The 23,620-nt window shown below is 53.0% G+C and carries 17 protein-coding genes; 6 read left to right on the forward strand and 11 right to left on the reverse strand.

Going from position 1 to position 23,620, the window contains the following annotated elements; all coding sequences use genetic code 11:
- Positions 1-153: 153 nt before the first annotated feature.
- Positions 154-1,293 carry a 2-methylaconitate cis-trans isomerase PrpF family protein gene (locus C7E10_RS06105; protein ID WP_105326445.1) on the reverse strand — a complete coding sequence of 380 codons (1,140 nt, stop codon included), beginning with the start codon at positions 1,291-1,293 and terminating at the stop codon, positions 154-156.
- A gap of 1,091 nt (positions 1,294-2,384) precedes the next feature.
- Between C7E10_RS06105 and C7E10_RS06110 the strand changes: the two genes are divergently transcribed.
- Positions 2,385-3,557, forward strand: a complete 1,173-nt coding sequence (locus C7E10_RS06110) for an iron-containing alcohol dehydrogenase (RefSeq protein ID WP_105326446.1) — start codon at positions 2,385-2,387, stop codon at positions 3,555-3,557.
- Positions 3,558-3,664: 107 nt separating this feature from the next.
- On the opposite strand, the gene C7E10_RS06115 is transcribed toward C7E10_RS06110, so the two are convergent.
- From C7E10_RS06115 to C7E10_RS06125, 3 genes are all read right to left on the reverse strand, one after another.
- Positions 3,665-4,957, reverse strand: coding sequence for an aminotransferase class V-fold PLP-dependent enzyme (locus tag C7E10_RS06115; protein WP_105326447.1), 1,293 nt, complete (start codon positions 4,955-4,957; stop codon positions 3,665-3,667).
- An 84-nt stretch (positions 4,958-5,041) separates the two neighbouring features.
- Positions 5,042-6,256 (reverse strand): pyridoxal phosphate-dependent aminotransferase, encoded by a 1,215-nt coding sequence (locus C7E10_RS06120; protein WP_105326448.1) that lies wholly within the window; start codon positions 6,254-6,256, stop codon positions 5,042-5,044.
- A 246-nt stretch (positions 6,257-6,502) separates the two neighbouring features.
- Entirely contained in the window at positions 6,503-7,477 is a 975-nt protein-coding gene (locus tag C7E10_RS06125) for a LysR family transcriptional regulator (protein ID WP_105326449.1), read from the reverse strand.
- A gap of 260 nt (positions 7,478-7,737) precedes the next feature.
- Here C7E10_RS06125 and C7E10_RS06130 point away from each other — a divergent pair, with 260 nt between their 5' ends.
- Positions 7,738-8,955 (forward strand): dicarboxylate/amino acid:cation symporter, encoded by a 1,218-nt coding sequence (locus C7E10_RS06130; protein WP_105326450.1) that lies wholly within the window; start codon positions 7,738-7,740, stop codon positions 8,953-8,955.
- Positions 8,956-10,339: 1,384 nt separating this feature from the next.
- On the opposite strand, the gene C7E10_RS06135 is transcribed toward C7E10_RS06130, so the two are convergent.
- Entirely contained in the window at positions 10,340-10,756 is a 417-nt protein-coding gene (locus C7E10_RS06135; protein WP_105326451.1) for a RidA family protein, read from the reverse strand.
- 207 nt (positions 10,757-10,963) lie between these two features.
- Here C7E10_RS06135 and C7E10_RS06140 point away from each other — a divergent pair, with 207 nt between their 5' ends.
- The 3 genes from C7E10_RS06140 to C7E10_RS06150 all read left to right on the forward strand — a co-directional run bounded on the left by C7E10_RS06140 (position 10,964) and on the right by C7E10_RS06150 (position 13,849).
- A complete protein-coding gene (locus C7E10_RS06140; protein ID WP_105326452.1) occupies positions 10,964-11,905 on the forward strand; it encodes a threonine ammonia-lyase in 942 nt (313 codons plus the stop codon).
- Positions 11,906-12,019: 114 nt separating this feature from the next.
- A complete protein-coding gene (locus tag C7E10_RS06145; protein WP_105325528.1) occupies positions 12,020-13,096 on the forward strand; it encodes an IS30 family transposase in 1,077 nt (358 codons plus the stop codon).
- A gap of 495 nt (positions 13,097-13,591) precedes the next feature.
- Positions 13,592-13,849, forward strand: a complete 258-nt coding sequence (locus C7E10_RS06150; protein WP_158572315.1) for a LysR family transcriptional regulator — start codon at positions 13,592-13,594, stop codon at positions 13,847-13,849.
- Positions 13,850-13,941: 92 nt separating this feature from the next.
- Here the strand turns inward: C7E10_RS06150 and C7E10_RS06155 are convergent, their stop codons facing one another.
- The 3 genes from C7E10_RS06155 to C7E10_RS06165 form a co-directional block, all read right to left on the reverse strand.
- Positions 13,942-14,982 carry a lactonase family protein gene (locus tag C7E10_RS06155; protein ID WP_105326454.1) on the reverse strand — a complete coding sequence of 347 codons (1,041 nt, stop codon included), beginning with the start codon at positions 14,980-14,982 and terminating at the stop codon, positions 13,942-13,944.
- Positions 14,983-14,993: 11 nt separating this feature from the next.
- On the reverse strand, positions 14,994-16,241 hold the full coding sequence (locus C7E10_RS06160; RefSeq protein WP_231086343.1) for an SLC13 family permease: 1,248 nt from the start codon (positions 16,239-16,241) through the stop codon (positions 14,994-14,996).
- Between the two features lie 182 nt (positions 16,242-16,423).
- On the reverse strand, positions 16,424-17,218 hold the full coding sequence (locus tag C7E10_RS06165) for an SDR family oxidoreductase (RefSeq protein WP_105326456.1): 795 nt from the start codon (positions 17,216-17,218) through the stop codon (positions 16,424-16,426).
- A gap of 496 nt (positions 17,219-17,714) precedes the next feature.
- Here C7E10_RS06165 and C7E10_RS06175 point away from each other — a divergent pair, with 496 nt between their 5' ends.
- Positions 17,715-19,727 carry a BCCT family transporter gene (locus C7E10_RS06175; RefSeq protein ID WP_105326458.1) on the forward strand — a complete coding sequence of 671 codons (2,013 nt, stop codon included), beginning with the start codon at positions 17,715-17,717 and terminating at the stop codon, positions 19,725-19,727.
- Positions 19,728-19,788: 61 nt separating this feature from the next.
- Here the strand turns inward: C7E10_RS06175 and C7E10_RS06180 are convergent, their stop codons facing one another.
- From C7E10_RS06180 to C7E10_RS06190, 3 genes are all read right to left on the reverse strand, one after another.
- Entirely contained in the window at positions 19,789-20,100 is a 312-nt protein-coding gene (locus tag C7E10_RS06180) for a hypothetical protein (RefSeq protein WP_105326459.1), read from the reverse strand.
- 555 nt (positions 20,101-20,655) lie between these two features.
- Positions 20,656-21,960 carry an L-cysteine desulfidase family protein gene (locus tag C7E10_RS06185; protein WP_105326460.1) on the reverse strand — a complete coding sequence of 435 codons (1,305 nt, stop codon included), beginning with the start codon at positions 21,958-21,960 and terminating at the stop codon, positions 20,656-20,658.
- 250 nt (positions 21,961-22,210) lie between these two features.
- A complete protein-coding gene (locus tag C7E10_RS06190; protein WP_105326461.1) occupies positions 22,211-23,614 on the reverse strand; it encodes a YfcC family protein in 1,404 nt (467 codons plus the stop codon).
- Positions 23,615-23,620 lie beyond the last annotated feature (6 nt).

Genomic DNA, 23,620 nt, shown 5'->3' on the forward strand with positions numbered 1-23,620 from the left:
TTGCTAGGCTTATCTGAAAACTTACTTCTAGTCCAATCTCGATACCCTTATTGTAGGAGATTATTCAGTTAATTCCCAATACTTGTACTCCCATAGGGGGTATCAGATTTTCTCTATAGCATTGTTTACAGCTAATAGCAAAGTTCCCATAACTTATTTCCGGATGTAAACAAAGCCATCCATGGTCCGGCGGGCCGTACGCTGTACTGCCACCCCGTGTACCAGGATTTCCCCGTTTTGTTCTTCCAGGTCCGGATACACCGTCATCACGCCGCTGGGGTGACCCAACCGCACGGACTTGGTCCCTTCCGGCAGTGCCCCCAGGGTCTTTTCAATAATGGAACCCGGGAGGAACGCCGCTACCGCAATGGAGCTGGCGGCCGTCAGCGGGCAGGCCTTGTGGCATTTGAATACGGAGATCACCCGTACGCACAGATCCATAGCGGACGCTTCCACCGGCTGGCCGGCAATGTCCGTATAGCCTACAGGAGCCGTAAATACGCCCACCTTGGGAACTGCCGGAGAATTGGCCGTAGCATCTGCCAAATCCTTGGCAAAGCCCATTTTCACTGCTGCTGCGCCCCGGATTTTTTCCAGGAGGGCAGAGGCTTCCTTGTTGGCGTCCACCACCGCAGGCATTTCCGTGCCCGTAAGGCCTACGTCTTCTGCCTTCACCAGCACCAGAGGGTTGGAGACGTCCAAAATGGTGGCTTCAAACTTCCGGCCCTCAATATCCAGCACGTCCAGGGTGCTTCCCGTAGGCAGCAGTTTCCCTGTTTTGGCACCGGCCGGGTTCAGGAAGTTTACCTTCAGTTCTGCCGCCGTGCCGTCAATACCGGCAATGTGGCAGTCCCCGTCCTGGGCAAAGGTATGGGTTTCCGGGTCAATGGGCACCGTTACGTTGATGTACTTGTCCGTGTTCTTGTTCAGCATCCGTACCGTAGTAATGGGTTCCACCACGGGCACCAAACCTTCCTCCACGGCAAAGGGAGCCACCGCAGCTGTCATGTTGCCGCAGTTGGACTTGTAGTCCACCTGTTTCTTGCCCACAATCACCTGGCCTACCAGGTATTCCACATCCACATCTTTTTCTGCGCTCTTCCACACAATCACAATCTTATTATTGGAAGAAACCGTACCGCCCATGCCGTCCATCTGCTTGGGATCCGGATTGCCCATAACCTGAAGGAAAATCTCATCCCATTCCTTCCGGTCCGCTGGCAGATCCTCCCGCAGGAACATACAGCCCTTGCTGGTACCGCCGCGCATATACACCGTTTTAAATTTTCTCATTTTGCATCCTCTTTTCGTCAAGTTATCCGGCTTGTGCCGGTTCAGAAAATCGATGCGAGGCTAACTGCCTACGCTTTCGATTATAGGCCGGTTTTCAGAATTTTACCAATGATTCTCTAGTTATGCCTTCCATAACCTACATTTCTCACAGGAACTGGAAAAAGCTCCCTGGTACTGCGTCTTTTCTTCCCCCCCTGTAGTATCCGAAGATTTTTCTATTTCCATTCTAGGTGAATAGTTCCAGCTTTGCTAATACTTATCCCCCCATATGAGTTATTTGAGTTTATCTATGAAAGATTCAATAATCATTGGTTAATCATGATAGTCAAAAAGACGTTCCTTTCCTGTTCGGCCAAAACTAGCCCGTTTAAATTACCGGCTTCATTTCTGCTGCCCAAGCATTTCTGGGGCCCTTACCGAACAGCTAGAACAATTATTATGAAATCAGCTTTTAGGTATAGCTTTCCTCCCATAGCCCTATCATAGAGAAGGTATTGGTATTTTCTAACAATTTCTTCTAGAATAAAACACGGGAAAATCCCGCCCTATTCCCCCGCTAATCTACAATAGGACGGATCGCAGGCGGAAAGGCACCTAGGACTGCAGGGCCTTTCCGCTTTTCCCTTATAAGCTCCACCCTTTATGCGGCCGCATCCAAACAGCCCCACAGTTTTCCAAAGGCGGTTTGGTCAATAAGGCCCATGCGATAGCGGCCCGCGAAGTAAGCCCAAAGGGCGCAACTAAGCGGTTTGCCGCGAACCGCTGGGGAGAGATGTCAGCCCCAGGCTGAATGAGGGAGTCGTATCCACCTTTCAAGGCGTCAGCCGCAGAAAGGTGGAATATACGACCCCTGTGATAGCGGCCTGTGAATCAAGTCCGAAGGACGATGACGAACAGCGAGCCGCGAACCACTGAGGGAATACCCGGCACCACATCACTTCAGATTCACTGACCGCACCACCAAAGTTGACACCCAGGGGCGGGGCAAAGGAAATTTCCTTTGCCCCGCCCCCAGTTTTCTTTTCCGCCAAATTCAGCTATACTGTAACTGTACGTTGTCTTGTCACACCATCCTGAAGGAGGTTTTTCACATGAAGGATTTTATTTACGATATTCCCACCAAGATTTATTTCGGCAAGGACCAGTTCTGTTATTTGGGCGAGGTTCTGGCCCAATACGGCAAAAAGGTGCTGCTGGTCTACGGCGGCGGTTCCATCAAAAAGATTGGCCTGTACGATACCATCCAGCAGGAAATCCAAAAAGCCGGCCTTACCTGCTTTGAAGTTTCCGGCGTGCTCCCCAACCCCCGCATCGACAAGGTACGGGAAGGCGTGCAGGTCTGCAAGGAGCAAGGCATCGATATGGTACTGGCGGCCGGCGGCGGCTCCGCCCTGGATACGGGCAAGATGATTGCCATCGGGGCCTGCGTGGACTGCGACCCCTGGGACTTCTTCATCAAACGGGTACCGGCGGAAAAAGCCCTGCCCATTATCACCATCCCCACCCTGGCCGCTACGGGCTCCGAAATGGACAATGTGGCCGTGCTCAGCAACCCCGACACCGATGACAAACGGGGCGCCAAAACCATGCTGATCCAGCCCAAGGTTTCCTTCCTGGACCCGGAAACCACCTATACGGTAAATGCCTACCATACCGCCTGCGGCGCCGCAGACATTTTGTCCCATACCATCGAAACGTATTTTAACCCCACCGAAGGCATGTACCTTTTGGACACCTTCATGGAAGGGCTGATGAAAACCGTGATCCGCTATGCCCCCATCGCCCTGAAGGAACCAAACAACTACGAAGCCCGGGCCAACCTGATGTGGGCCGCTTCCTGGGCCATCAACGGCCTGTTCAAAACCTGCCAGAACCAGATCTGGAGCTGCCACGCCATGGAGCACCAGCTGTCCGCCTACTATGACATTACCCACGGCCTGGGTCTGGCCATTCTCACCCCCCGGTGGCTGGAATACTGCCTCACCGAGCAGAATGTGGACCGGTACGTCCGCTTCGGCGTCAACGTCTTTGGTCTGGATCCCCAGCAGGAACCCCTGACCATTGCCCACGAAGCCATCAACCACCTGGAACACTTCCTGTTCACCACCCTGGGACTCAAGAGCACCCTCCACGAAGTGGGTATTGGGGAAGAACACATCCCCGTCATGGCCCAAAAAGCCTGCTCCTCCAAGGGCAACGTGATCAAAGGCTTCCGTCCCCTGCTGCCGGAAGATGTGGTCCAAATCTACAAACGCTGCCTGTAAAAAGCAGTTGTATGATAAGAAACAGCCTTGCATAAATAAAAACCGCTGAAAAGCAATTTCTTGCTTTCCAGCGGTTTTTTCTATGCAGGGTTCTTTCGTTTAGGAGCTTATTTCACGCCAAATTCCTTGGCAATTTCCACCGTAGCCTTCAGGAAGGTATCGATGTCGCCGAAGTCATGGCAGTGCAGCGGGGATACCCGTAGCAGGCCCGTATGACCCAGGGATTCTACAATCCGTTTGGAGTACAGGCTGGTGTTGATCCGTTCAAAGACGATGATGTGGCGTTTTTCATAAGCCAGGCGCAGGTCGGTGTAGTCCACACCCTTCATGCCCATAGCCACTACCAGGTCACGGGTTTCGTCAATAGGACCATCATCGAAGTACACTTCTACCCCGGGGATATGGCGCAGGCCAGGAACGGTTTCGCTGCCTTCCAGCATATGTTCCAGCAGGGCTTCTTCCTGTTCGTGGGCTTTCTTCATGCCTACCACGTATTGTTCCCGGCGGCTTTCAGAATTGGTGTAGTGACGGCCCAGCCAGCATACATAGTCCACCATGGCGCTCATGGCAGCGAAGTTGGCATGGGGATAGGTGCCCAGTTCCCATTCCTTGGCATCCTTGCCGTTTAATTTATCATGGGGCAGCACAGCAGCCCGGTCAGAAACGTAGCCGTAGCCGCAGCCCCGGATACCCATCGCTTTATAAGGAGCAATAATCATGCCGTCCAGCTTCAGGTCGTGGGCATACAAAGCGGCGTGGGGCATATGCTGTACTGCATCGGAAATGATGTACAGGTCCGGTTTGATGGCCCGGGCTTTTTCGATGATTTCCTTCATGGGGAATACTTTGCCGGAAATGTTGGAAGCGCTCATGACGCTGAGCAGGCAGGTATCCTTGTCCACCAGGTTCACAATGGCGTCCACGTCCACCCCGCCAGTTTTGGGGTTGGCTTGGGCCACCCGCAGTTCCATGCCCATTTTGGCAGCATAGATGGCGGCAGCATCATAAGCGGACGGATGTTCGATGGAGGTGGTGACCACGTTCTTGCCAGGAACATTTTCAATAATGGCACGGGTAATGCTGAAGGTGGTCTTGGACGGGGTCAGTTCCGTTACCAGAGCCCCTTCGCCCGGTTCTGCACCAAAAATAACTTCCAGCAGGTCAGAAATGCCCTTGGCTTTCACTTCATGCAGTTGCTCGGATACGTCATGATAACGCAGGGGGCAGTCAGGAATCATTTCGTATTTGGCCTTGGCATCTACGCAGGCCTTCAGGCGCAGGGAGCCGCCGGAGTTTTCAAAGAACAGCCGTTTATGGCCGAACATATCCTCATCCATATAACAGAACTTGCTTTTGATTTCCTTTTGCAGCGCTTCATCAAATACCGGTTTATTTGCCATGTTATTTCCTCTTTTCTGTATAGTACCCGGACCGGGCAGCCCTGCGGCCCCCAGCCCGGATCAAAAGTCAGCGTTTCCGTATGCTTATTTGCTTCTATACCGTTCCATCAGCTGCAGCACCCGGTCCAGGGCGGCAATGGCATTGTCCTTGTCCTGGGAGAAGTTCATCCGGAAGCTGTGGGTGAATTGCGGGCCAAATTCCGTGCCCGGCGTCAGGGTCACATTGGCCATTTTCCGTGCAATTTTGGCAAAATCACTGATGCTTACATCCAAAGGCGGCAGGGTGGGGAATATGTAGCTGCCCCCTTCGGTCTTTCTTACCGAGCAGCCTTCGTGGGATTCTACCAGTTTAATCAGGGCATCGCGGATTTCCTGATGCTGCCGGATCCGGTCAGCCAGCCAGCCTTCCGGTTCGTTGAACCAGACCTTGAATACATGCTGGCAGTAGCCGGGAGCCCGCAGGGTAACAATGGCCTGGAGTTTTTCCATCCGGTCAATGATCCAGCTGGAACCAAAAGCCGTACCCAGACGGAAACCGCTGAGGGATTCCGTTTTGGACGGTCCCATAATGGTCAGCATATTATCCGGTTTCTCTTCCAAGGCCCGGAGATGGGTGTAAGGATGGCCGTCAAAAATCTGACGGGAGTACAGTTCATCCACCAGCAGGGTTACATTGTATTTCTTGGCCAGTTTGGCAATGGTGGTAATTTCCTTTTCAGAATAAATCACACCAGTGGGGTTGTTGGGGTTGGAGAACAGGAACAGTTTTACGCCCTGTTTGAAGGATTCTTCCAAATCATCCAGGTTCACCCCAGCACAGGTATTTTGGCTCAGATAATCCAATTTAACCGGTACCAGTTCCCCTTCGAAGAATTCCACCAGTTTCCGGTTATCAAAGTAGTCCGGTTCCACAATGGCGACCTTGTCGCCCCGGCCTACCAGGCAGCCCAGTGCCAGGAACAGCGCGCCCTGGGTACCAGGAGTCAGGATCAGTTCCTTGTCCGGATCCACAGGAGCTCCGGTAAAGGCGGCCAATTTGGCGGCTACGTCCTGCCGAGGGTCTTCCCCGCCCCGGTATTCCGTGTACGCTACGCAGCTGCCCATGTTGAAGCCTTCAATGAATGCATCCAGAGAACCCGGTGTGGGTTTGTGGGCATCTACATCCCCGTGGGAAAAGTCCACTTTGGGGCCCGGCAGGGGTTCGCCCCGCAGGTCCAGCTGAGCTGCAGCCTGCAATTTTTCCTGTCCCGGTGCATTGTCAATTCCCAAGCGTTTAAATTTCTCCGTCAGTAAATCCATAATATTCCCTCCTGAATCAAAATTGATTGTGGTTGTTTCCATGCGTCACTTGCCAGGTGTTTTGCCAAACATCTCTTGTCTCTATTATAGAAAAGCCCGGCCCCAATTACCAATTGGTATTTAAGACACCTGTTATATCAATTTACTTATAGGCTAAGGATTCATTTCGGCTTTCAGGCCCGCATCTATACTGGATTCCTTTATTTTTTCACAAATATTTCTGTGTTTTTTCCCTGCGAAGGGAGATTATAATCCACCAAGAACTTTCCCGTACTTGGCCCCTTCCTCCTGGCAAAATTCCATAAAGGCCTTGGCCAAAGGAGACAAAGGCACATGCTTCTTATAGTACAGATTTACGCCCCGTACTGCCAGCGGGTCCGCCACCTTGTAGTACACCAGTTTGGGCGTAGCCTCCAGGGAACTGATTACCTCCGCCCGGATCATGGTCACCCCTTTGCCGTCCCGGGCAATAAAGTAGCTGGTAAGCATCTGGTCCATTTCCAGCAGTACCTGGGGGCGAATGCCCGCATTCCGGAACATCTTCTTGATGCGCTTATGGCTGTCGTTGCCCTTGGTCAGGAGAATAAAGGGATACTTCTGAAACTCTGCCAGGGATACCTGGGGACAGTCCGGCTCCCAGTACCGGCCCTGTTTCACCTCTTCCCAGGAAAGCGCCGCCTCCCGGAGCCGTTGGTTCACCGGGTACTCTGCCGGCACCACCAGCAGCATCATTTCCGAATATAGGTAGCAGCCCTGGCATTTGCTGCCGTAGCTGGTATCCACACTGAGCACCATGTCCACCGTATCCTTTTGCAGGTACTGGACCAGGTCCGCCGTATTCCCTTCCAGTAAATTGATGTTGGCTGGCTTTTTGCTGGCCTTCCGAAAGGCATCCGCCAGTTTGGGCAGCTCATTGGCGCAGAAAAACGCCGAACTCCCAATGCGCAGGGTCCCCTGTTCCAGGCTTTGCAGGGCCTGGAGCTCCTTCCCCAATTTCTGCTCGATTTCCCGAATTTTCAGGGCGCTGTTGATGTACTTGATGCCTGCTTCCGTCAGCGTCAGGGGCGTTACCCGCCGGTTAAAAAATTGCAGCCCGTACCGCTGCTCCTCCTTTTTTACAATGGCGCTGAGTGCGGGCTGGGTTACAAAGAGCTTGGCCGCGGCTTTGGAAAAGCCATGTTCCTCGTACACCGCCAGCACATATTCCATTCCTTTTTCCATAGCGCTCCCCTTTCTTGTATTCTGCACATTGTATACTTTTTACCGAAATAAATCTTGTTGTCTTTGATTATACTCCTAAAAAGCAAGTATTTATGCCCTTTTCCCGTTTTTTCCCATACGTATTTTTGTATAAGGTGATATCTATTTACATATTGGCAAAAGGCCCTTGTTTTTTTCTATAATATTTTTAGCTAAGAATCACACGCATGGAAGCCGGGCCGTCCGCCAAACATCCCCGGACTACAAGGGAGGTTTTTTTCATGAAGAAACTCATTCATATGGCATTATGGAAACAGATTCTCATCGGTATCGTTGCCGGCATCCTGGTGGGCGTCTACGCACCCGGTGTGGTACCCCACATCAAGTTCCTGGGCGACATCTTCCTGCGGCTGTTAAAAATGCTGATTGCACCTTTGGTGCTCTTTACCCTGATCAGCGGCGTGTGTAAGATGGGCGACATCAAGCGCCTGTACACCGTAGGTATCCGCATTGTCTGCTATTACCTAATTACTTCCGCGGTCAGCGCCGCTCTGGGCCTGTTGTTCGCCCTGTTCACCCAACCCGGCAAAGGCGTAACGGACCTCTTGACTTCCGAATCCGGGAAAACCGTTTCCTACGATTTTCTGTCCAACATGATCCAGTGGATTCCCACCAACATTTTTGAATCCCTGGCCAAAGGCGACACCCTGCAAATCATCATCTTTGCCCTGCTCACCGGTATTGTCCTGCTGCTGTTGGGCGACGAATGTGCCGGCGTTGTCAAACTCATTGACCAAGCCGCCAACGTGATGTTAAAGATGACCGACCTGGTCATGAAATACTCCCCCATCGGGATTTTCGCCCTGATTGCGGACATGATGACCACCATCAGCGGCCGTATGCTGTACCAGGTTGTAAACTTTATCGCCACCGACTGGGCCGTATGCCTGGTAGTCATCTTCATCATCCAGCCCCTGCTGGTACAATTCCTGGGCCGGCTCAGCGCCATCCAGTATCTGAAGAACGTAGCCCCCATTATGGTTGTGGCTGCTTCCACCACCTCTTCCGCTGCTACCCTGCCTTTGGAATTAAAGATTGCCAATGAAAAAATGGGCATTCCTGAAAACATCTACGGCTTCTGCCTGCCCCTGGGCAATACCTGCAATATGAACGGCATGGCCTGCGGCATCGGCGTAATTTCCGTCTTTGCATCCAACCTGTTTGGCGTACCCATTACCATCGGGGCCTGTGTCCAGTTCATCTTCCTGGGCCTGGTACTTTCCGTAGGGGCCGCTGGTGTAAAAGGCGCCGGGATTGTCATGTCCTCCGTGCTGCTGCAAACCGTAGGCATGCCCCTGACCCTGGTACCCTTGCTGGCTGCCGTATGGCCCATCCTGGACATTGTCCATACCACCGCCAACGTTTCCGGCGATATGGCTGGCACCATCATCGTAGCCAGATCCCTGGATTCCCTGGATGTGGAAAAATTCAACAGCTAATACTCCAAAAATGCTATACCGTTGCTGCCCCGGACTGGCCCCTCCAGTCCGGGGCTTTTTCCTATTTGTCTCCTCCAAACGTGGAGGAGATGCCGACGCAGTCGGCAGAGATAGTTCAAACCCAATAGGCTCCTTCAGTGGTGGCGGCGAAAGGCGTCGAAGAGAGTTTAGCAAATGAAGAACATCGAGTAAATTTTATTTTAACGAGGGTATTTTTTGCGGCCGCAGGCCGACTTGCCTTCCGCTTACCTGTTCGCGCAGCGAACAGGAGAAGGGGAAGGGTGGCTGCGCCCCAAGAGAGTAAGCGCAGCCGGGATGGGGTTTCGTCCAGGAGTCCGAAGGGCCGCCCAAACCTCCGCTGACCGCACAAAAAGGAGGTATGAAAAAATAAAACTTCTATCGTCGCCTGAATCCTGGAAAACTTCTTCCGTCAGCCTCTCGGCTGCCACCCCCTTCACGCTTGAAGGGGGCTATAAAGGAAAATGCGATACTTCCTACAGTGGTTCGCTGCTAGCCAGGCGGCGTCGCCCTTCGGGCTTGCCTTCTGGGCAGCTATCGCATGGCTCGCGTATTCCAAACAGCTTTTGGAATACCTGTAGCGCTGTTTGGACGCGAACGCAACGCTTTACGGTCGCATCCAAATGTCAATGCATTTTCCCGAGGACATTTGGTATATGCGACCTATGTGATAGCCGTCCGTGAGCCGAACCCGCAGGGTGAAGGGGATGCGCTCATATCCAATAATCCACCAAAAATTCTAAGGGATTATTGGCTAATATGAGCCATGTGATAGCAGCCTGTGAATCAAGCTCTTTGAGTGCAGATGAACAGCTAGCTGCGAACCACTACGGAGCACGGCGAACCACTCAGGAAGCGTTCCTATCCACTACTGGACATGTGATAAAACGGGATATTACAATCATCTACGTAACTATGATTTCTTTTCCTATACCCATTTTGCACATGACTCGTATAGGCCCAAGACCGGCCCCTGCAAGCGTGTAGGGGCTGGCAGTCCGTAGGACTGACTGAGGAAGTTTAGTTCAGCAATTTTATTATTTCACACCCCCGAATGAAGTCCAATTCAATTGGCCCGGAGGGCCCCGGCCCAGCGGGCGCCCATAGCACCAACCACTGGGAGAACTGTCACCGCAGGATGACTAAGGGAGTCGTATCCATTTCTCAAGGCCTTGGCCGTAGAGAAATGGAATATACGACCCCTGTGACAGCCGTCCAGGAGTCGAGCCTGCAAGGCGATGACGACTGGAATACGGCGAACCGCTGAGGGGATTCCCCAGGCCAGCACACTTCAGGTTCGCAGACCGCACAAAAAGGCGGAACCCGAAGGTTCCGCCCCAACAGCACAAACTAATAGTTCTTTCCCTTACCCTACCACAGCCGTCAGAGAAATCTCCACCGGCGCGTTTTTCGGCAGGCTGGCCATACCCAGGGCGCAGCGGGCACAAACCCCAGCGTCTCCCAATTGTTCCGTCAGATATTCAGAAGCAAAGTCCGCCAGTTTGGTGTGGTCCACAAAGCCTTCTGCGGCGTTGACATACACAATCATCTGGAGTACCCGGCCAATTTTTTCCCCTTCCTGGAGCTGGTTTTTGGCAGCCGTCAGAGCATTGGCAGCCGCTTGAATGACGGCTTCCTTGTATTCTTCCAGGGGCTTGTCCGCCTGCACCTTTCCGGTGTAGATCAGCACCCCATCTTTCCGGGACGTCATGCCGGCGGTCATAATCAGTTGTCCAGCCCGGACGGCGGGCACGTATTTTCCTTGCGGTACGGGATTTTTCATTACTCATCTCTCCTTTGTGAATTGCTTTTATGTGAGAAGCTTTGCTTCTTGCTGCCTTGTAGTTTTATTATAGCGATTTTCTTTCTCTTTTGCCTGCGCCTTTCCCAGACCAAGCCCAACAAAACGGTGCACTTTCCTGCTTGTATTTTTCAGGTTTCCGGCTTACCATGGAAGCAGAAATTATTCCTGTAAGGAGGTATCACCACCATGTTATCCCTTGAAACTGTGTTCCAGGCCCAAAACCGCCTGGCTCCCTACGTCTACCATACACCCCTGATTCATCTAGAGGCTCTGGACGCCCTTCTGGGCTGCCAGGTATACGTCAAGGCAGAATGTATGCAGCTGACCCATTCCTTCAAGATTCGGGGCGCCCTAAACCGGATTCTGGAGCTGTCCCCGGAGGAACGGTCCCGGGGCATTGTCACCGCTTCCAGCGGCAACCACGGCCGGGGCGTTGCCTACGCCTGCAAAATGCTGGGCATCAAGGCCACGGTGGTGATTCCCTCCCATGCGCCGGCCATCAAAATCCAGGCCGTCCGGGATTTGGGTGCCGAAGTGGTCCTTTGCGAAAAGCCCCAACGCTTTGCCATTGCCGAAAAATTGCAGCAGGAGCGGGGCTATTGCTACGTGCCGCCCTTTGACGACTACGGCGTCATGGCCGGCCAGGGCACCATTGCCCTGGAAATCTTCCAGGATATGCCCAATCCCGATGCAGTGGTCATTCCCATTGGCGGCGGCGGGCTCACCAGCGGCATTGCCACCACCGTAAAAGCCATCCGGCCCCAGACCAAAGTCTACGCCTGCGAACCGGCCCTGATTCCCCGCTTTACTGCCAGCCTGAAAGCCGGCCATCCCGTAACCGTACCCCAGGTGGACACCATCGCCGACGGCGTGGCCACCCTGCGGCCCGGGGATAAAACCTTCCCCATTGTTCGGGATAAAGTAGATGAAGTATTGGACATTCCCGAAGAAGCCCTGCTGCCCGCCATGAAACTGCTGCTGACAGAAGGCAAGGTACTGGCAGAACCTTCTTCCTCCATCGGTCTCGCCGCCATTCAATGCGGCAAACTCCACGTTACCCCGGAAGAAAAAGTCGTATTCGTTCTTTCCGGCGGCAATTTGGACCTTTCTTTAATCCAGTCATTATAAGAATTGGGTCAGTTGTAAAATGAACTTGAACAGTTAATCAAAAAATAAAAATCCATAGTGAAGCCTCATGCTAAAATGGTTTTGCGAGAAATCATCAACAAAGGAGCAATCACGATGGATCACATCCATTCTAACACAATGGAGGACGTACGTATCCCCGGCCGCCATCTTTCTTTGGAAGAACGTGGTATGATTCAAGCTCTGCATCGTCAAGGGCTTTCCCTTCGCAACATTGCTGCTGCAGTAGGATGTGCTCATACGACTGTTTTCTATGAGCTTCGGCGTGGAACGCCGGAACGAAAAAGCAAGCACGGTCGTGCCCCACAGTATATGGCAAAGCGCGGTCAGAAGGCATACGCAAAGAATCGCAAGAACTCCAGGAAGACTTGCAAAATCGATCATGACGACTGCGAATCGTTCATCCAATGGATGGTAGAACAAGTCCGCCAGGAACGTTGGTCACTGGATGCCTGCGTTGGCTATGCTAGGCGGAACAAGCTATTTACGCCGGAACAGATTCCCTGTACCAAGACGCTTTACAACATGCTTTGGGCTAATAAGCTTCCGCTGTCGCTCTTCGAAGTCCCGCGAGCCTTAAAGCATAAACACCGTCGGAAATGGGTACGTAAGAACAAGCGTATGAAGGGTCGCTCCATTGAGGAACGTCCTGCCGTCGTCAATGAAGGTACCGAAATTGGCCACTGGGAAGTGGACACGGTCGTTGGTCAGCGTGCAGGCCGTGAGGCAGTAGTCTTCACTGCTGTTGAAAAGGTTACGCGCAACTACATCGCCATCCGCATTCCTGGACGTACCTGTGCCGGCGTTGAATCCGCTCTTGCACAGTTGCAGGAGCTATATGGCGCAGAGCGCTTCAGCCAGATTTTTAAGACGATGACGGCCGATAACGGTCCTGAGTTTGAGAACTTGTCACAGTTCGAGAGTCTCGGCACCAAGATGTACTTTACACATTCGTACAGCTCGTGGGAACGGGCTCAAAACGAACGCCACAATGGCTTGCTGAGGGATTTCATCCCAAAGGGCATGTCCGTAGAGCGGTTCTCTGATGAGGATATCCTGAACATGGCAGATACGCTGAACCAGCGCCCACGTCGTGTTTTGGGCTACCATACGCCGTCAGAGCTATTTGATGCATTCCTCGATGAAGTTTATGCTATTGAGTGTGTTTCTTGATTATAGTTGTTCAAATTCAACTTGCAATTTACCNATACGCTGAACCAGCGCCCACGTCGTGTTTTGGGCTACCATACGCCGTCAGAGCTATTTGATGCATTCCTCGATGAAGTTTATGCTATTGAGTGTGTTTCTTGATTATAGTTGTTCAAATTCAACTTGCAATTTACCATTATAAGAATTGGGTCCCTCTTTTGATTATAGCAAGCCCACTCCCGTCCGTAAAAGTCGTAATCTTATATACTCGTATAACCCACAGCTTATAGCTCCAGGAAAATTTTCAAGTTTTCCTGGAGCTATAAATAAATTCATATAAGTACATACCAAAATATCATTTCGCCAAAATTTCAGATTTTTGCTATGATAAGAGCAAGACAAAACGCTGGCTCCAGTACCGTTCAAAACCTTCACCCTCTGACGGTCTCCAGACTGGAGCAGCGTTTTTTCCAACATTTCAGGACCGTGCCCAGCAAAGGGCAGAAAGGAAGGCTTAGCATGGAAAAAGATCTGGTTGAAACCTTTTTGGCTGTGGCTGAGGTCAAAAACATCAGCAAAGCCTCCCGCCTGCTCTACGTATCCCAGGCCACCGTCAGCTACCGGCTAAAGCAGCTGGAACGCCAGGTGGGCGCAGACCTGATTGCCCGCCGCCAGGGCGCCCGGGAAACCAGCCTGACCGACAGCGGCCGCCGCCTGCTTCCCCTGGCCCAAAGCTGGCTCACCGCCAATCTGGCCCTGGAAAACTTCCAGCCCTGAAGGCCCGCCGTCCAGGAACAATTGTCCGCTAAAAACAAAAGCAGCCTTGTGAACGCCGCTTCCGTTCACAAGACTGCTTTTTTCTTGTTGCTTTAGGCCTGCCACCACACGCACACCGGCGAACCCGCAGGAATTTCCTCCGTTTTCTTTACCAGCGTTCCAGCTTTTTGGACAGCAAACCGGCTAAGGGTATGGGTCAGCTCGTTGGCCGCCACCAGCTCCGTACCCTCCGGATTCAGCCCGATGAAACGGGGCTGACGGCCCCCGGTCAGCACGTTCTGGACATAGGTCATCCGGCCAGTTTCCGGCTCCAGGGCATACACCGTCACCGAGTCGTGGGTCCGGTTGGACACGTACAGTGCCTGGCCCCCTTTCCCCATAACGATTCCGCTGGCCCAGCCGGGACCAAAGTAATCCTCCGGCAGGCTGGTAAGCAGCTGCTGGGGTTCCAGACTCCCCGTTTCCGGGTCAAAGTGGAAGAACAGCACCGTGCTGTCCTTTTCGTTCACCAGGTACACAAACTTCCCATTGGGATGGAAGGCCATATGCCGGGGTTCTGCACCAGGCCGTGCCTGCCAGAAGAAACGGGCTTCCAATTCTTCCGTTTCCGGATGAATGGCGTACACCGTTACCCCGCCCACCCCGTGGTCCCGGCCCTGGGCCGGTACCAGCAGCCAGCGGCCACTGGGATCCAGACATACTTGGTGGGGATGGGAAACGTACCCATGGCCGGGCTGCCCGGGCACAAAGGTCAGCTGCCGAACAGCGCCCAGACTCCCGTCCGCTTCCACCGCCACCTGGGCCACACTGCCGGTTTCCAGGCTGGCCACGTACAGGGACGTTTCCTTGGGGCTCAGCACCAAATGCACAGGGTTAGTGCCGTACACCGGCACCGTGTTCAGTTCGGTCAGCGTGCCGTCCTTGGCTCTTGCCAGAGCAGTGGCCGTGCACCCATCCCCATGGATGGCGTACAGCCGGCTGCCCGCCCGGTTGCCGCAGAAATAGGACGGATTTTCCAGACAGGGCAGCGTTTGGAACTTCTGCCAGCTCCCGCCTTTTTCTTCGTATACTGTAATCCCTTCTCCCTCCGCCTTTCTGGCTTTGGTAGTCCGGGAACCTACATAAATGGTCATAGCGTTTCCTCCTAGGACAAGAATTTCAGACCGCCAGCCAGGGTGAAGGCAAAAACAATCACCACGCACAGGGCGGACAGGCCAAACAATTTAGCAAACAAACCAGCTTCTTCCGCTTTTCCCCGTTCTTCCTGGGCCACCCCGGCCATAATCAGGGAACCGCCGGTGGACATGGGACTGATGCCCGCCACAGTAGCCGAGCACACAATGGCTGCCACCATCTGGATAAGAGATGCCCCGCCTACATTGGCTGCCACCTTGGACACCGTAGGAATCAGCGTGGGGAACACCACTCCGTTGGCGCTGGAGAACCAGGACATAATACCCCCGGTCATCCCCATAAAGGCTGCCGCCGTATATTGGTTCATAAAGTAGGCCAGACCCTTGGCCATCAAATCGATACCCCCCAGCAGCTTCACCAGGTTCATCAGCACGCTGATGCCGCAGATGAGGATCAACGTATTCCAGGGCAGCCGCTTCACCGCCGCCTTCTCGTCCACCTTGCCCGTCATCAGCAGCACAAAAGCCAGGGTAAAGCAGACAAAGCCCACATCCTGGGAGAAGCCTACCACAGCCACAAACAAAATGGCAATCAGCAGCAGGCTGAATTTCTGAATGCCGTCAAAAGCAATGGCTTCCTGGCTTTGGGTACTTTCCCCCCGGAGCTTCCAGCCCTTAAACAGCAGATACACCACCAGGGCGCACATCACGTTGGCCGCGGTTACCCCCAGGAAAATGGCATTGCCCGGCATGGCCACGTTCATTTCGCTGAGCAAATCCCCCACAATGATTCCCGTCAGGGCAATGGGAGACGCCGTACCGCCCACAGCACCCAGAATGGCCATGACTCCCATAAGAATGGGGCTTACCCCCAGCTGGAAGGCCAGCGGCACTGCAAACAGCACCATCACCGTCTGGACACTGATGGCTCCAGGTCCAATGGCCGAGAGAATATAGCTTACCAGATAAATCACAATGGGCACCAGGAACACCTTGGTACCGCACAGCCGGGTCAGTTTCTTGGAAGCCTTTTCCAAGGTACCGTTTTCCTGAAGCAGGCTAAAGAAAAACATAGTTCCCAGCAGGGTCAGGAACAACTTTCCCGGAAACCCACCGTACATTTTGCCCAAGGGAATATTCCCCAGCCGGCCCAAAATCACCGTAAGTCCCAAACAGATCAATCCCACATTGGACTTTTTCACAAAGCCCAGCACAATGGCTCCCAGAAGAAACAGGAGCGCCACCAGCGCCATTGACATGATACTTCCTCCTTCATTTGTTCAGAGTTTTCCGAATCTATTTATGTATTTATTATAAGATTCGAAGGGTATGCTGAAAAATGAAGAAAAATAACCTTTTCCCATTCCCATTAGGAATAGTATGCAACAAAAAAAATGGATTCCCCGCCGTTCAGAGGAGAATCCAGTTTTTACAAAAGCTCTTAATACGCCTTGGTCATGGCGCCATCCAGCAGAATGGTCTGTCCGGATACGTAGCTGTTGGCCTCGCTGCACAGAAAGGCAGCCAACCGGCCGTATTCTTCCGTGGTGCCGTAGCGGCCCAGGGGGAAGTTCACCATATCGTCTTCTTCCACCTTTTCCAGGGACAGTCCCTGCTTTTCAGCACGAATTCTATTCAGCTGGTCAATACGCTTGGTAGCTACCCGCCCCGGTCCAATCACGTTCACCAGGATGTTGTCAGGCCCCACTTCCCGGGCCAGGGTCTTGCTCATCCCCACCACACCCATGCGCATGGTATTGGACAGCAGCAGATTATCCAGGCAGTCCTTTACCGAGGAGGACGTGCTGTTGAGAATCCGGCCGCCGCCCAGGCGCTTCATGGAAGGCAGTACCGCCCGAATGGTGCGCACATAGGACAGCAGGCACAGGTGGAAGGCCTCCTCCCAGTCCTCATCGCCAAACTTGTCAAAGGTGCCGGGCTTGGGCCCAGGGCATACATTCACCAGCGCCCAGATATCCCCCACCTGGCTGACCACCTGATCCACCAAACGGGTAATTTCTTCCGGGTGCAGCAGGTCGCACACAAACCCTTCCGGCCGGTTGCCGGTCTTTTGGGCAATTTCTTCCTGCACGTCCCGCATCCGCTGTTCGTAGGGCCCGGAAGTAGCCAGCACCACTTTGGCCCCTTCCCTGGCCATTTCCGTGGCAATTCCCTTGCCCAAGCCAGAAGCCGAATGCATCACCAAAACCACTTTATCTTTTAAACCTAAATCCATAGTATCCCTCCTTAGAAAAACACCTGCAAACGATGGGTTACGCGGACTGGACCCTGGCGGCCCACTGCCGCCGTCCTGCCCTTACCTTGATTATACGGCGAAGGCCCCCCTTTGTAAAAGGCAGGAATTCGTACACCAAGATAAACTGGGGCTTATACCTATCCTCAATTTTTTCTCGCTGGCCAAAAACCATACTCCCCTGTAGGTCACTCCTTGTGCCTGCAAAAACTGACGGTTTTTTCGCCATTTTTGCGTCCAATTGCATGCAAAAACCGTATTTTTTTCTGACCTACAAGTCCAGTCTCCATGCGGGTTTTCGGTTTTTATAACTTTCTTATGCATTTAACGTTTTGCTAAATTAGCAATTTTAATACATTTTGTGGTATAATTAGTTATTATGTATGATAATTTGTATCAAAACACGCATATTTTTGAAAGCGAAAACGCATGTTTTTTGTCATTCTAAACAAACGCATTTCCAAAAGGGGGAATCCTATTGAGCACATGGGAAAAATTGAAAAAGTATACTTCGTTTGATCCGGGAATTACCCTTCCCAGCATCATCATTATTTTCACCGTAGTATTTGGCTGTGCAGCCTTTCCAGAAATCACCGAAACCTATCTGACCCAGGCCCGGCATTGGATTACCAGCTCTACCGGCTGGCTGTTCATCCTGGGAGCCTCTTTCTTCGTGATTTTTCTGCTGATTCTCTGCGTCAGCAACCTGGGGAATATTCGTCTGGGCAACGATGATGACGAACCGGAGCACTCCTTCTTCTCCTGGCTGGCCATGCTGTTTGCGGCCGGCATGGGCATTGGGCTGATGTTCTTTGGGGTAGCGGAACCCATTTCCCATTTTGCCCAGCCCCTTCACGCCGGTCTGTCTGTCAATGACCAGGCCAAAACCGCCATGCTGAATACCTTCTTCCATTGGGGCATCCACGCCTGGGCCATTTATGGCGTCCTGGGCTTGGCCCTGGCCTACTTCGGGTTCCGTTACCACGTGCCCCTGACCGTACGCCGGGCCTTCTTCCCCATCCTGAAAGATAAGGTCAACGGCCCCATCGGCCGCTTCATCGACGTGGTGGCCCTGTCCTGTACCATTTTCGGTATCACTACCACCCTGGGCTACGGTGCCCTGCAGCTGGCGGCGGGCTTTAAGGAAATCCACCTGATCGATTCCGTCCAGCCCTCCACCCTGGTACTCATCATTCTGGTCTGCACCAGTTGCTCCATTCTGTCTGCAATTTCTGGCGTCAGCAAAGGCGTCCGGTATCTGAGTGAAATCAATTTGCTGCTGGCCTTTGGCCTGATGCTGTTTGTTCTGCTGGCCGGTCCCACGGTTTTCACCTTGAATGCATTTACGGAAAACCTGGGCGCCTACATTGCCAACCTGGTTCCCCTGAGCTTCCGGACCTTTGCCTACGACCCCCAAAACGAGGGTTGGTTCACTTCCTGGACCGTTATGTACTGGGCTTGGTGGATTACCTGGTCCCCCTTTGTGGGCATGTTCATCGCCAAGATTTCCAAGGGCCGCACCATCCGGGAATTTATCCTGGGCGTACTCCTGGTGCCCACGGTATTTAACCTGCTGTGGATGACGGTTTTCGGCAACACCGCCATTTGGGTGGACCTGACCCACAAGGGCATCCTGTCCGGCCTTACCGGGCAGACCGAAAGTATGCTGTTTGCCTTCCTGCACCAGCTGCCCTTCAGCCAGATTACCTCCTTTCTGTCCATTGTGGTCATTACCCTGTTCTTTGTAACCTCCGCCGACTCAGGGATTTTCGTGGTAAACGGCATTGCCTCCTCCGGCGGTACCCAATTCCCCCGTTGGCAGAGCATTCTCTGGGGCGCCGTACTGGCAGCCCTGGCCATCCTGCTGCTGTACACCGGCGGTCTGGACGCCCTCCAGGCCATGAATATGGTTATGGCCCTGCCCTTCCTGCTGATTCTCCTGCTGCTGTGCTTCTGCCTGTTCAAAGGCCTCCTGGTAGACGAAGACTACTTTGGCCGCGGCCTGTCCGCCTGCACCTCCTATTGGACCGGCTCCGCCTGGCAGGACCGGCTGCATTCCATGGCCATTTCCCCGGACCTGAATCACGCCCGGGACTTTATCCGGAACACCGCTGTTCCTGCCTTTAAGGAACTGGCCCAAGAAATGGAAAACTATGGAGTCAAAGCCACGGTAAAGATGAACGGCCCCTACAATATGCCCAGGGCCGAATTTACCATTGTCCAAAGCACCATGCGGAACTTTACCTACGGTGTCATGTGCCAGGAAACCGACGTATCGGAATTTGCTACCGAAAACCCGGCCATGCCCCAAATCAACCGGGAAGTCATGTACGTGCCCGTCAGCTACTTTGCCGATGGCCGCATTGGCTACCCCGTCCGCTATATGAAAAAAGAAGAACTGATTGTAGACGTACTGCGGCAATATGACCGGTTTACCAAACTGGCCACCGACAAACGCCACCGCCTGTTCCTGTTTGATCCGGAAGACTAACCTAAAATAGACAAAGCCCTGAAGCATCTGCTGATGCTCCAGGGCTTTTTGCTGCCGTTTTTTATCTTTTCTCCACGTGTTCCGCTTCCGTCATAGGCGGCTGGCCAATCCAGGACAGCGCTTCGTCCTCGCTTAACGTCAGCGTTCCATCTTCCTTCTGGAAGGCCGGAATCCCGATGCCGCTTTCCGGCTCCCGGGTCCGTACCCCTGCAAAGACCGGCTGATGATCCCGCAGGGTCAAAAACCGCTTCATATTGGTGGTATTTTCCGTAATATCTACCAGTTGGAACTCCTTTTCCAGCTTCCGGCTGGCCATGAGCGCCAGGAAATTCCGGCAATCGATGCAAATGCGGCTTCCATACATTGTAATCATAGGATATTCCTCCTTTGGGTTTCTACAGGTATTATAGCACGCAGGCACAAACCCGACAGTTCCCCCATGAATCTTTAGTTTTTGTTCTCCAGCGGCTTAATCTTATCCAGCATAATGTTCAGAATCTCCACATCCGTGGATTTCATTCCCACCCGGCCCATATCACCAATGGCCACAATGATTTTTTCTACTACAGGCTCCTCCAGTGGTTCGCGGCTCGCTGCGCAGCTTCACCCTACGGGTTCGCTTTGCAGGCCGCTATCACATGGCTCATATTAACCAATTCTCTGCGGCTTACAGCCTTGATAATTGGATATGAGCGCAAAGCGTTGGAGGAGGTGGCAGCCACTACCTTCCACGTTTGGGAGTCGCATCCGGTCGTCCACATCAAGGCAGCAATGGAGGACCGGCTAATGCGACCTCTGTGATAGCATTCCAAGAAGCAAGCTCGAAGAGCGCGGCTGATTGGTACAATGCGAACCACTCGGGGAAGGGGAACCGCCCAAAGGGTGGTGGAAAGGGGGCTGACGGAGAAAGTTTTCCTCTGCTAGTCCTTTATCTCTTGTTCTCTAGTGGCTTGATTTTATCCAGCATAATGTTCAGAATCTCCACGTCCGTGGATTTCATCCCCACCCGGCCCATATCACCGATGGCCGCAATGGTCTCCTCTACATTATCTTTCACCAAGCCTTCGCCGCTCTTGAAAGCCCGTTTCTTCCGGGCCATATGGATGGCCACCGTAGCACATTCCACTGCGGCCGCAATCTTAGCCGCACAGGAAGACTTGGCACCATCGCAGGCCATGCCACCGATGGTGGCAATGCTGTTGGTGATGACTTCACTGATTTCCTCGTAGTTCATGCCCATCATGTACGCAATGCCGGCCCCGCTGCCGCAGGCCGCACTGGTAGCCCCGCAGTAGGCGGACAGGCTGCCGATATACCGTTTCTGGTGAATAGAAATCAGGTTGCTGACAATCAGCGCCCGGTACAGTTTCTCTTGGGGAATATGGTAGTATTTGGCATACACCACCACCGGCATGGTCACCGTAATCCCCTGGTTGCCGCTGCCGGAGTTGATTACCACCGGCATGGGGCAGCCGCTCATCCGGGCATCGGAGCCCGCCGCAGCCAGCGCTTTGGCCTGGACTTCCACCTTGCTGGTATCAAAGTCTTCCATCAAAGTCCGTCCGATTTCAGCCCCGTAGGGATGCTTCAGTCCTTCTTCAGAGATGGCCGTATTGTATTCAATCTGCCGTTCCAGTACGTCCTGAACCTCTTTCAGATCCACCGTATCAGCAAATTCCAAGATATCCTTTACGTTCAGCAGGCTCTTGTCCGGTCCCACCGGTGCAGCTTCCTTGCCGGCGGCATTGTCCCGGTTCAGCAGCACCTGGTCGTCCTTGACGATTTTCGTAATGTTGGAATGGTAATCCTGGATTTCCACTTCTGCAGAATGTTCCCCTGCGGTAGCTTTGATATCAATATAAAGATTAGCCACATTTTCTACCAGGTTACAGTCTACAAAATCTGTTTTTAAAAGCGCTTTGCATTTTTCAATATCCGCCGGTTTTACCGCTTCCAACACCGCCAGTTCCTGGGAAGCATCTCCTCCGATAACACCCATGGCAGCTGCAGCCTGAATCCCCCGCTGGCCGCCGGAATTGGGCACCGTTACCGCCTTCACGTTCTTGACGATGTTGCCGCTGCAGCCCACTTCCAAATGCTCGGGCATCTGACCCAGCACTTCCCGGACCTTGGCCCCTGCGTAGGCAATGGCAATGGGTTCCGTGCAGCCCAGGGCAACCTTCAATTCATTTCTTAGAATCTGTACATACGTATCATAGACTTTCTTTTCCATGTGAACGCTCCCACTCTCTTTGCGATTGAATACCAAGCCTTCCCGGTTACCAGCGCGGTGAACTCCCTTGCTGCCCTGCTGCCAGTCCCGCCATCGACCAGAAATACCTGTTATTCGATTGTATTTAAGCTATGCTGCATATTTTCTCTCTAACTCTTATTATACCAAAAAGGAATCATAGGAAAAGCAGGTTTTCTCGCTTTTTGTGCACAAAAAAATCCGGAGTTTGCACTCCGGATTTTCTATATGCTTATAGTCCCGTCCAACCAGCAACCTGTAAGACTCCCAGCGCAATGGAGGCCAGGATGCTCTGCAGCAGCAGGAAAGGAGCAAACCATTTGGCATACCGATTGTAGGCAATGCCTGCAATCCCCAGGGAGCCCATGATGGTCCCTGCCGTAGGAACGATACAGTTGGACAAGCCATCACCAAACTGGAAGGCCTGCACAGCTACCTGCCGGGTAATTCCCGTCAGGTCGGCCAGCGGCACCATCAGCGGCATTACCGCAGCAGCCTGGCCGGAACCGGAAGGAATGAACAGGTTGATGAACAGGTTGGCCCAGAACATCAGAATGGCGCCCACCACCGGGCCGAACATCCCAATGGGAATGGACAAATAGTACACAATGGTATTCAGGATGTGCCCGTCTTTCAGGATAACGGAGATGCCATTGGCAAAGCCGATGATGAAAGCCGCATTCAACATGGGTTTGCACCCTTCGATAAATTCCTTGGTGGTACCGTTGACCCCCAGCTTTTGGGCAGCCCCCTGAAGGATTACCGCCAGGAACATAATGGCCGCAATCTGCTGGTTCCCCCACTTGGCGACTACTGCACCGGTCATGATAGCCACAATGGCCAGAATCATAGTACCCATGCAGAATTTCTGTACTCCAGTCATTTTACCGGAGCTTTCCACGGTTTCGCCCAGCTTATCCCCCATAACGTCAGCTTCTGCCATGCCGTCATAGTAGCAAAGACTGGTGGTGTAGTTCTTTTGAATCCCCTTGATATACCGCATAACAAACAGATAGTTCAAGACGAAGTTCACCGCATGGAACACAAACCTCACGGACATCCCGGAGAACACCGGCAATTCCGCAATAGGATGCGCAACCCCTAGGGTGGACGGATTGGCCCAGCCTACGTTGAAGCCGGAATAGGCACCCAGGTAAATCATCATAAAGCCGGCCGCTGCATCCAATCCCATGGTCTTGGCTACCACCATGCCGATAGGGATCAACGCTACCGTAGGATTGGCAAATACGCCGGTGGCGCCGCCTACGGACATGAAGGCCATGATTACGAAAATAATGGCACCCAGGTTGGCTGTTTTGCCGCCCGTGGTCAAAGATTTAAAAGCTACTTCTACAGCCCCGCTTTTTTGCATCATGTGCACCGCGGAGCCCGTAAACAGCACCATGGCAAACAGCACAGCCGCTCTTTGGAAACCGATAACTACCGCATTCAGTACCGCAAAGGGTCCCTGAGGCGTCTGCTTAACAGCATGATACGTACCTGCTACTACCCGGGTTACATTCCCCACCTTCTGGGTATCAAACTCCCCTGCCGGCAGGATCCAGGTCAATACGGCCGCAAAACAAATCAAGAAAAACAAAAGTGCAACTGTTTGTGGAAATTCCTTCGCTTTCATTGGCTT

This window comes from Acidaminococcus hominis, from assembly GCF_900291475.1.
Taxonomy (GTDB): domain Bacteria; phylum Bacillota; class Negativicutes; order Acidaminococcales; family Acidaminococcaceae; genus Acidaminococcus; species Acidaminococcus hominis.

What these genes read in the sequence shown, in the direction of transcription:
- C7E10_RS06105 (WP_105326445.1), bottom strand. Translation starts at nt 1,293, where the DNA reads ATGAGAAAATTTAAAACGGTGTATATGCGCGGCGGTACCAGCAAGGGC.
- C7E10_RS06110 (WP_105326446.1), top strand. Translation starts at nt 2,385, where the DNA reads ATGAAGGATTTTATTTACGATATTCCCACCAAGATTTATTTCGGCAAG.
- C7E10_RS06115 (WP_105326447.1), bottom strand. Translation starts at nt 4,957, where the DNA reads ATGGCAAATAAACCGGTATTTGATGAAGCGCTGCAAAAGGAAATCAAA.
- C7E10_RS06120 (WP_105326448.1), bottom strand. Translation starts at nt 6,256, where the DNA reads ATGGATTTACTGACGGAGAAATTTAAACGCTTGGGAATTGACAATGCA.
- C7E10_RS06125 (WP_105326449.1), bottom strand. Translation starts at nt 7,477, where the DNA reads ATGGAAAAAGGAATGGAATATGTGCTGGCGGTGTACGAGGAACATGGC.
- C7E10_RS06130 (WP_105326450.1), top strand. Translation starts at nt 7,738, where the DNA reads ATGAAGAAACTCATTCATATGGCATTATGGAAACAGATTCTCATCGGT.
- C7E10_RS06135 (WP_105326451.1), bottom strand. Translation starts at nt 10,756, where the DNA reads ATGAAAAATCCCGTACCGCAAGGAAAATACGTGCCCGCCGTCCGGGCT.
- C7E10_RS06140 (WP_105326452.1), top strand. Translation starts at nt 10,964, where the DNA reads ATGTTATCCCTTGAAACTGTGTTCCAGGCCCAAAACCGCCTGGCTCCC.
- C7E10_RS06145 (WP_105325528.1), top strand. Translation starts at nt 12,020, where the DNA reads ATGGATCACATCCATTCTAACACAATGGAGGACGTACGTATCCCCGGC.
- C7E10_RS06150 (WP_158572315.1), top strand. Translation starts at nt 13,592, where the DNA reads ATGGAAAAAGATCTGGTTGAAACCTTTTTGGCTGTGGCTGAGGTCAAA.
- C7E10_RS06155 (WP_105326454.1), bottom strand. Translation starts at nt 14,982, where the DNA reads ATGACCATTTATGTAGGTTCCCGGACTACCAAAGCCAGAAAGGCGGAG.
- C7E10_RS06160 (WP_231086343.1), bottom strand. Translation starts at nt 16,241, where the DNA reads ATGTCAATGGCGCTGGTGGCGCTCCTGTTTCTTCTGGGAGCCATTGTG.
- C7E10_RS06165 (WP_105326456.1), bottom strand. Translation starts at nt 17,218, where the DNA reads ATGGATTTAGGTTTAAAAGATAAAGTGGTTTTGGTGATGCATTCGGCT.
- C7E10_RS06180 (WP_105326459.1), bottom strand. Translation starts at nt 20,100, where the DNA reads ATGATTACAATGTATGGAAGCCGCATTTGCATCGATTGCCGGAATTTC.
- C7E10_RS06185 (WP_105326460.1), bottom strand. Translation starts at nt 21,960, where the DNA reads ATGGAAAAGAAAGTCTATGATACGTATGTACAGATTCTAAGAAATGAA.
- C7E10_RS06190 (WP_105326461.1), bottom strand. Translation starts at nt 23,614, where the DNA reads ATGAAAGCGAAGGAATTTCCACAAACAGTTGCACTTTTGTTTTTCTTG.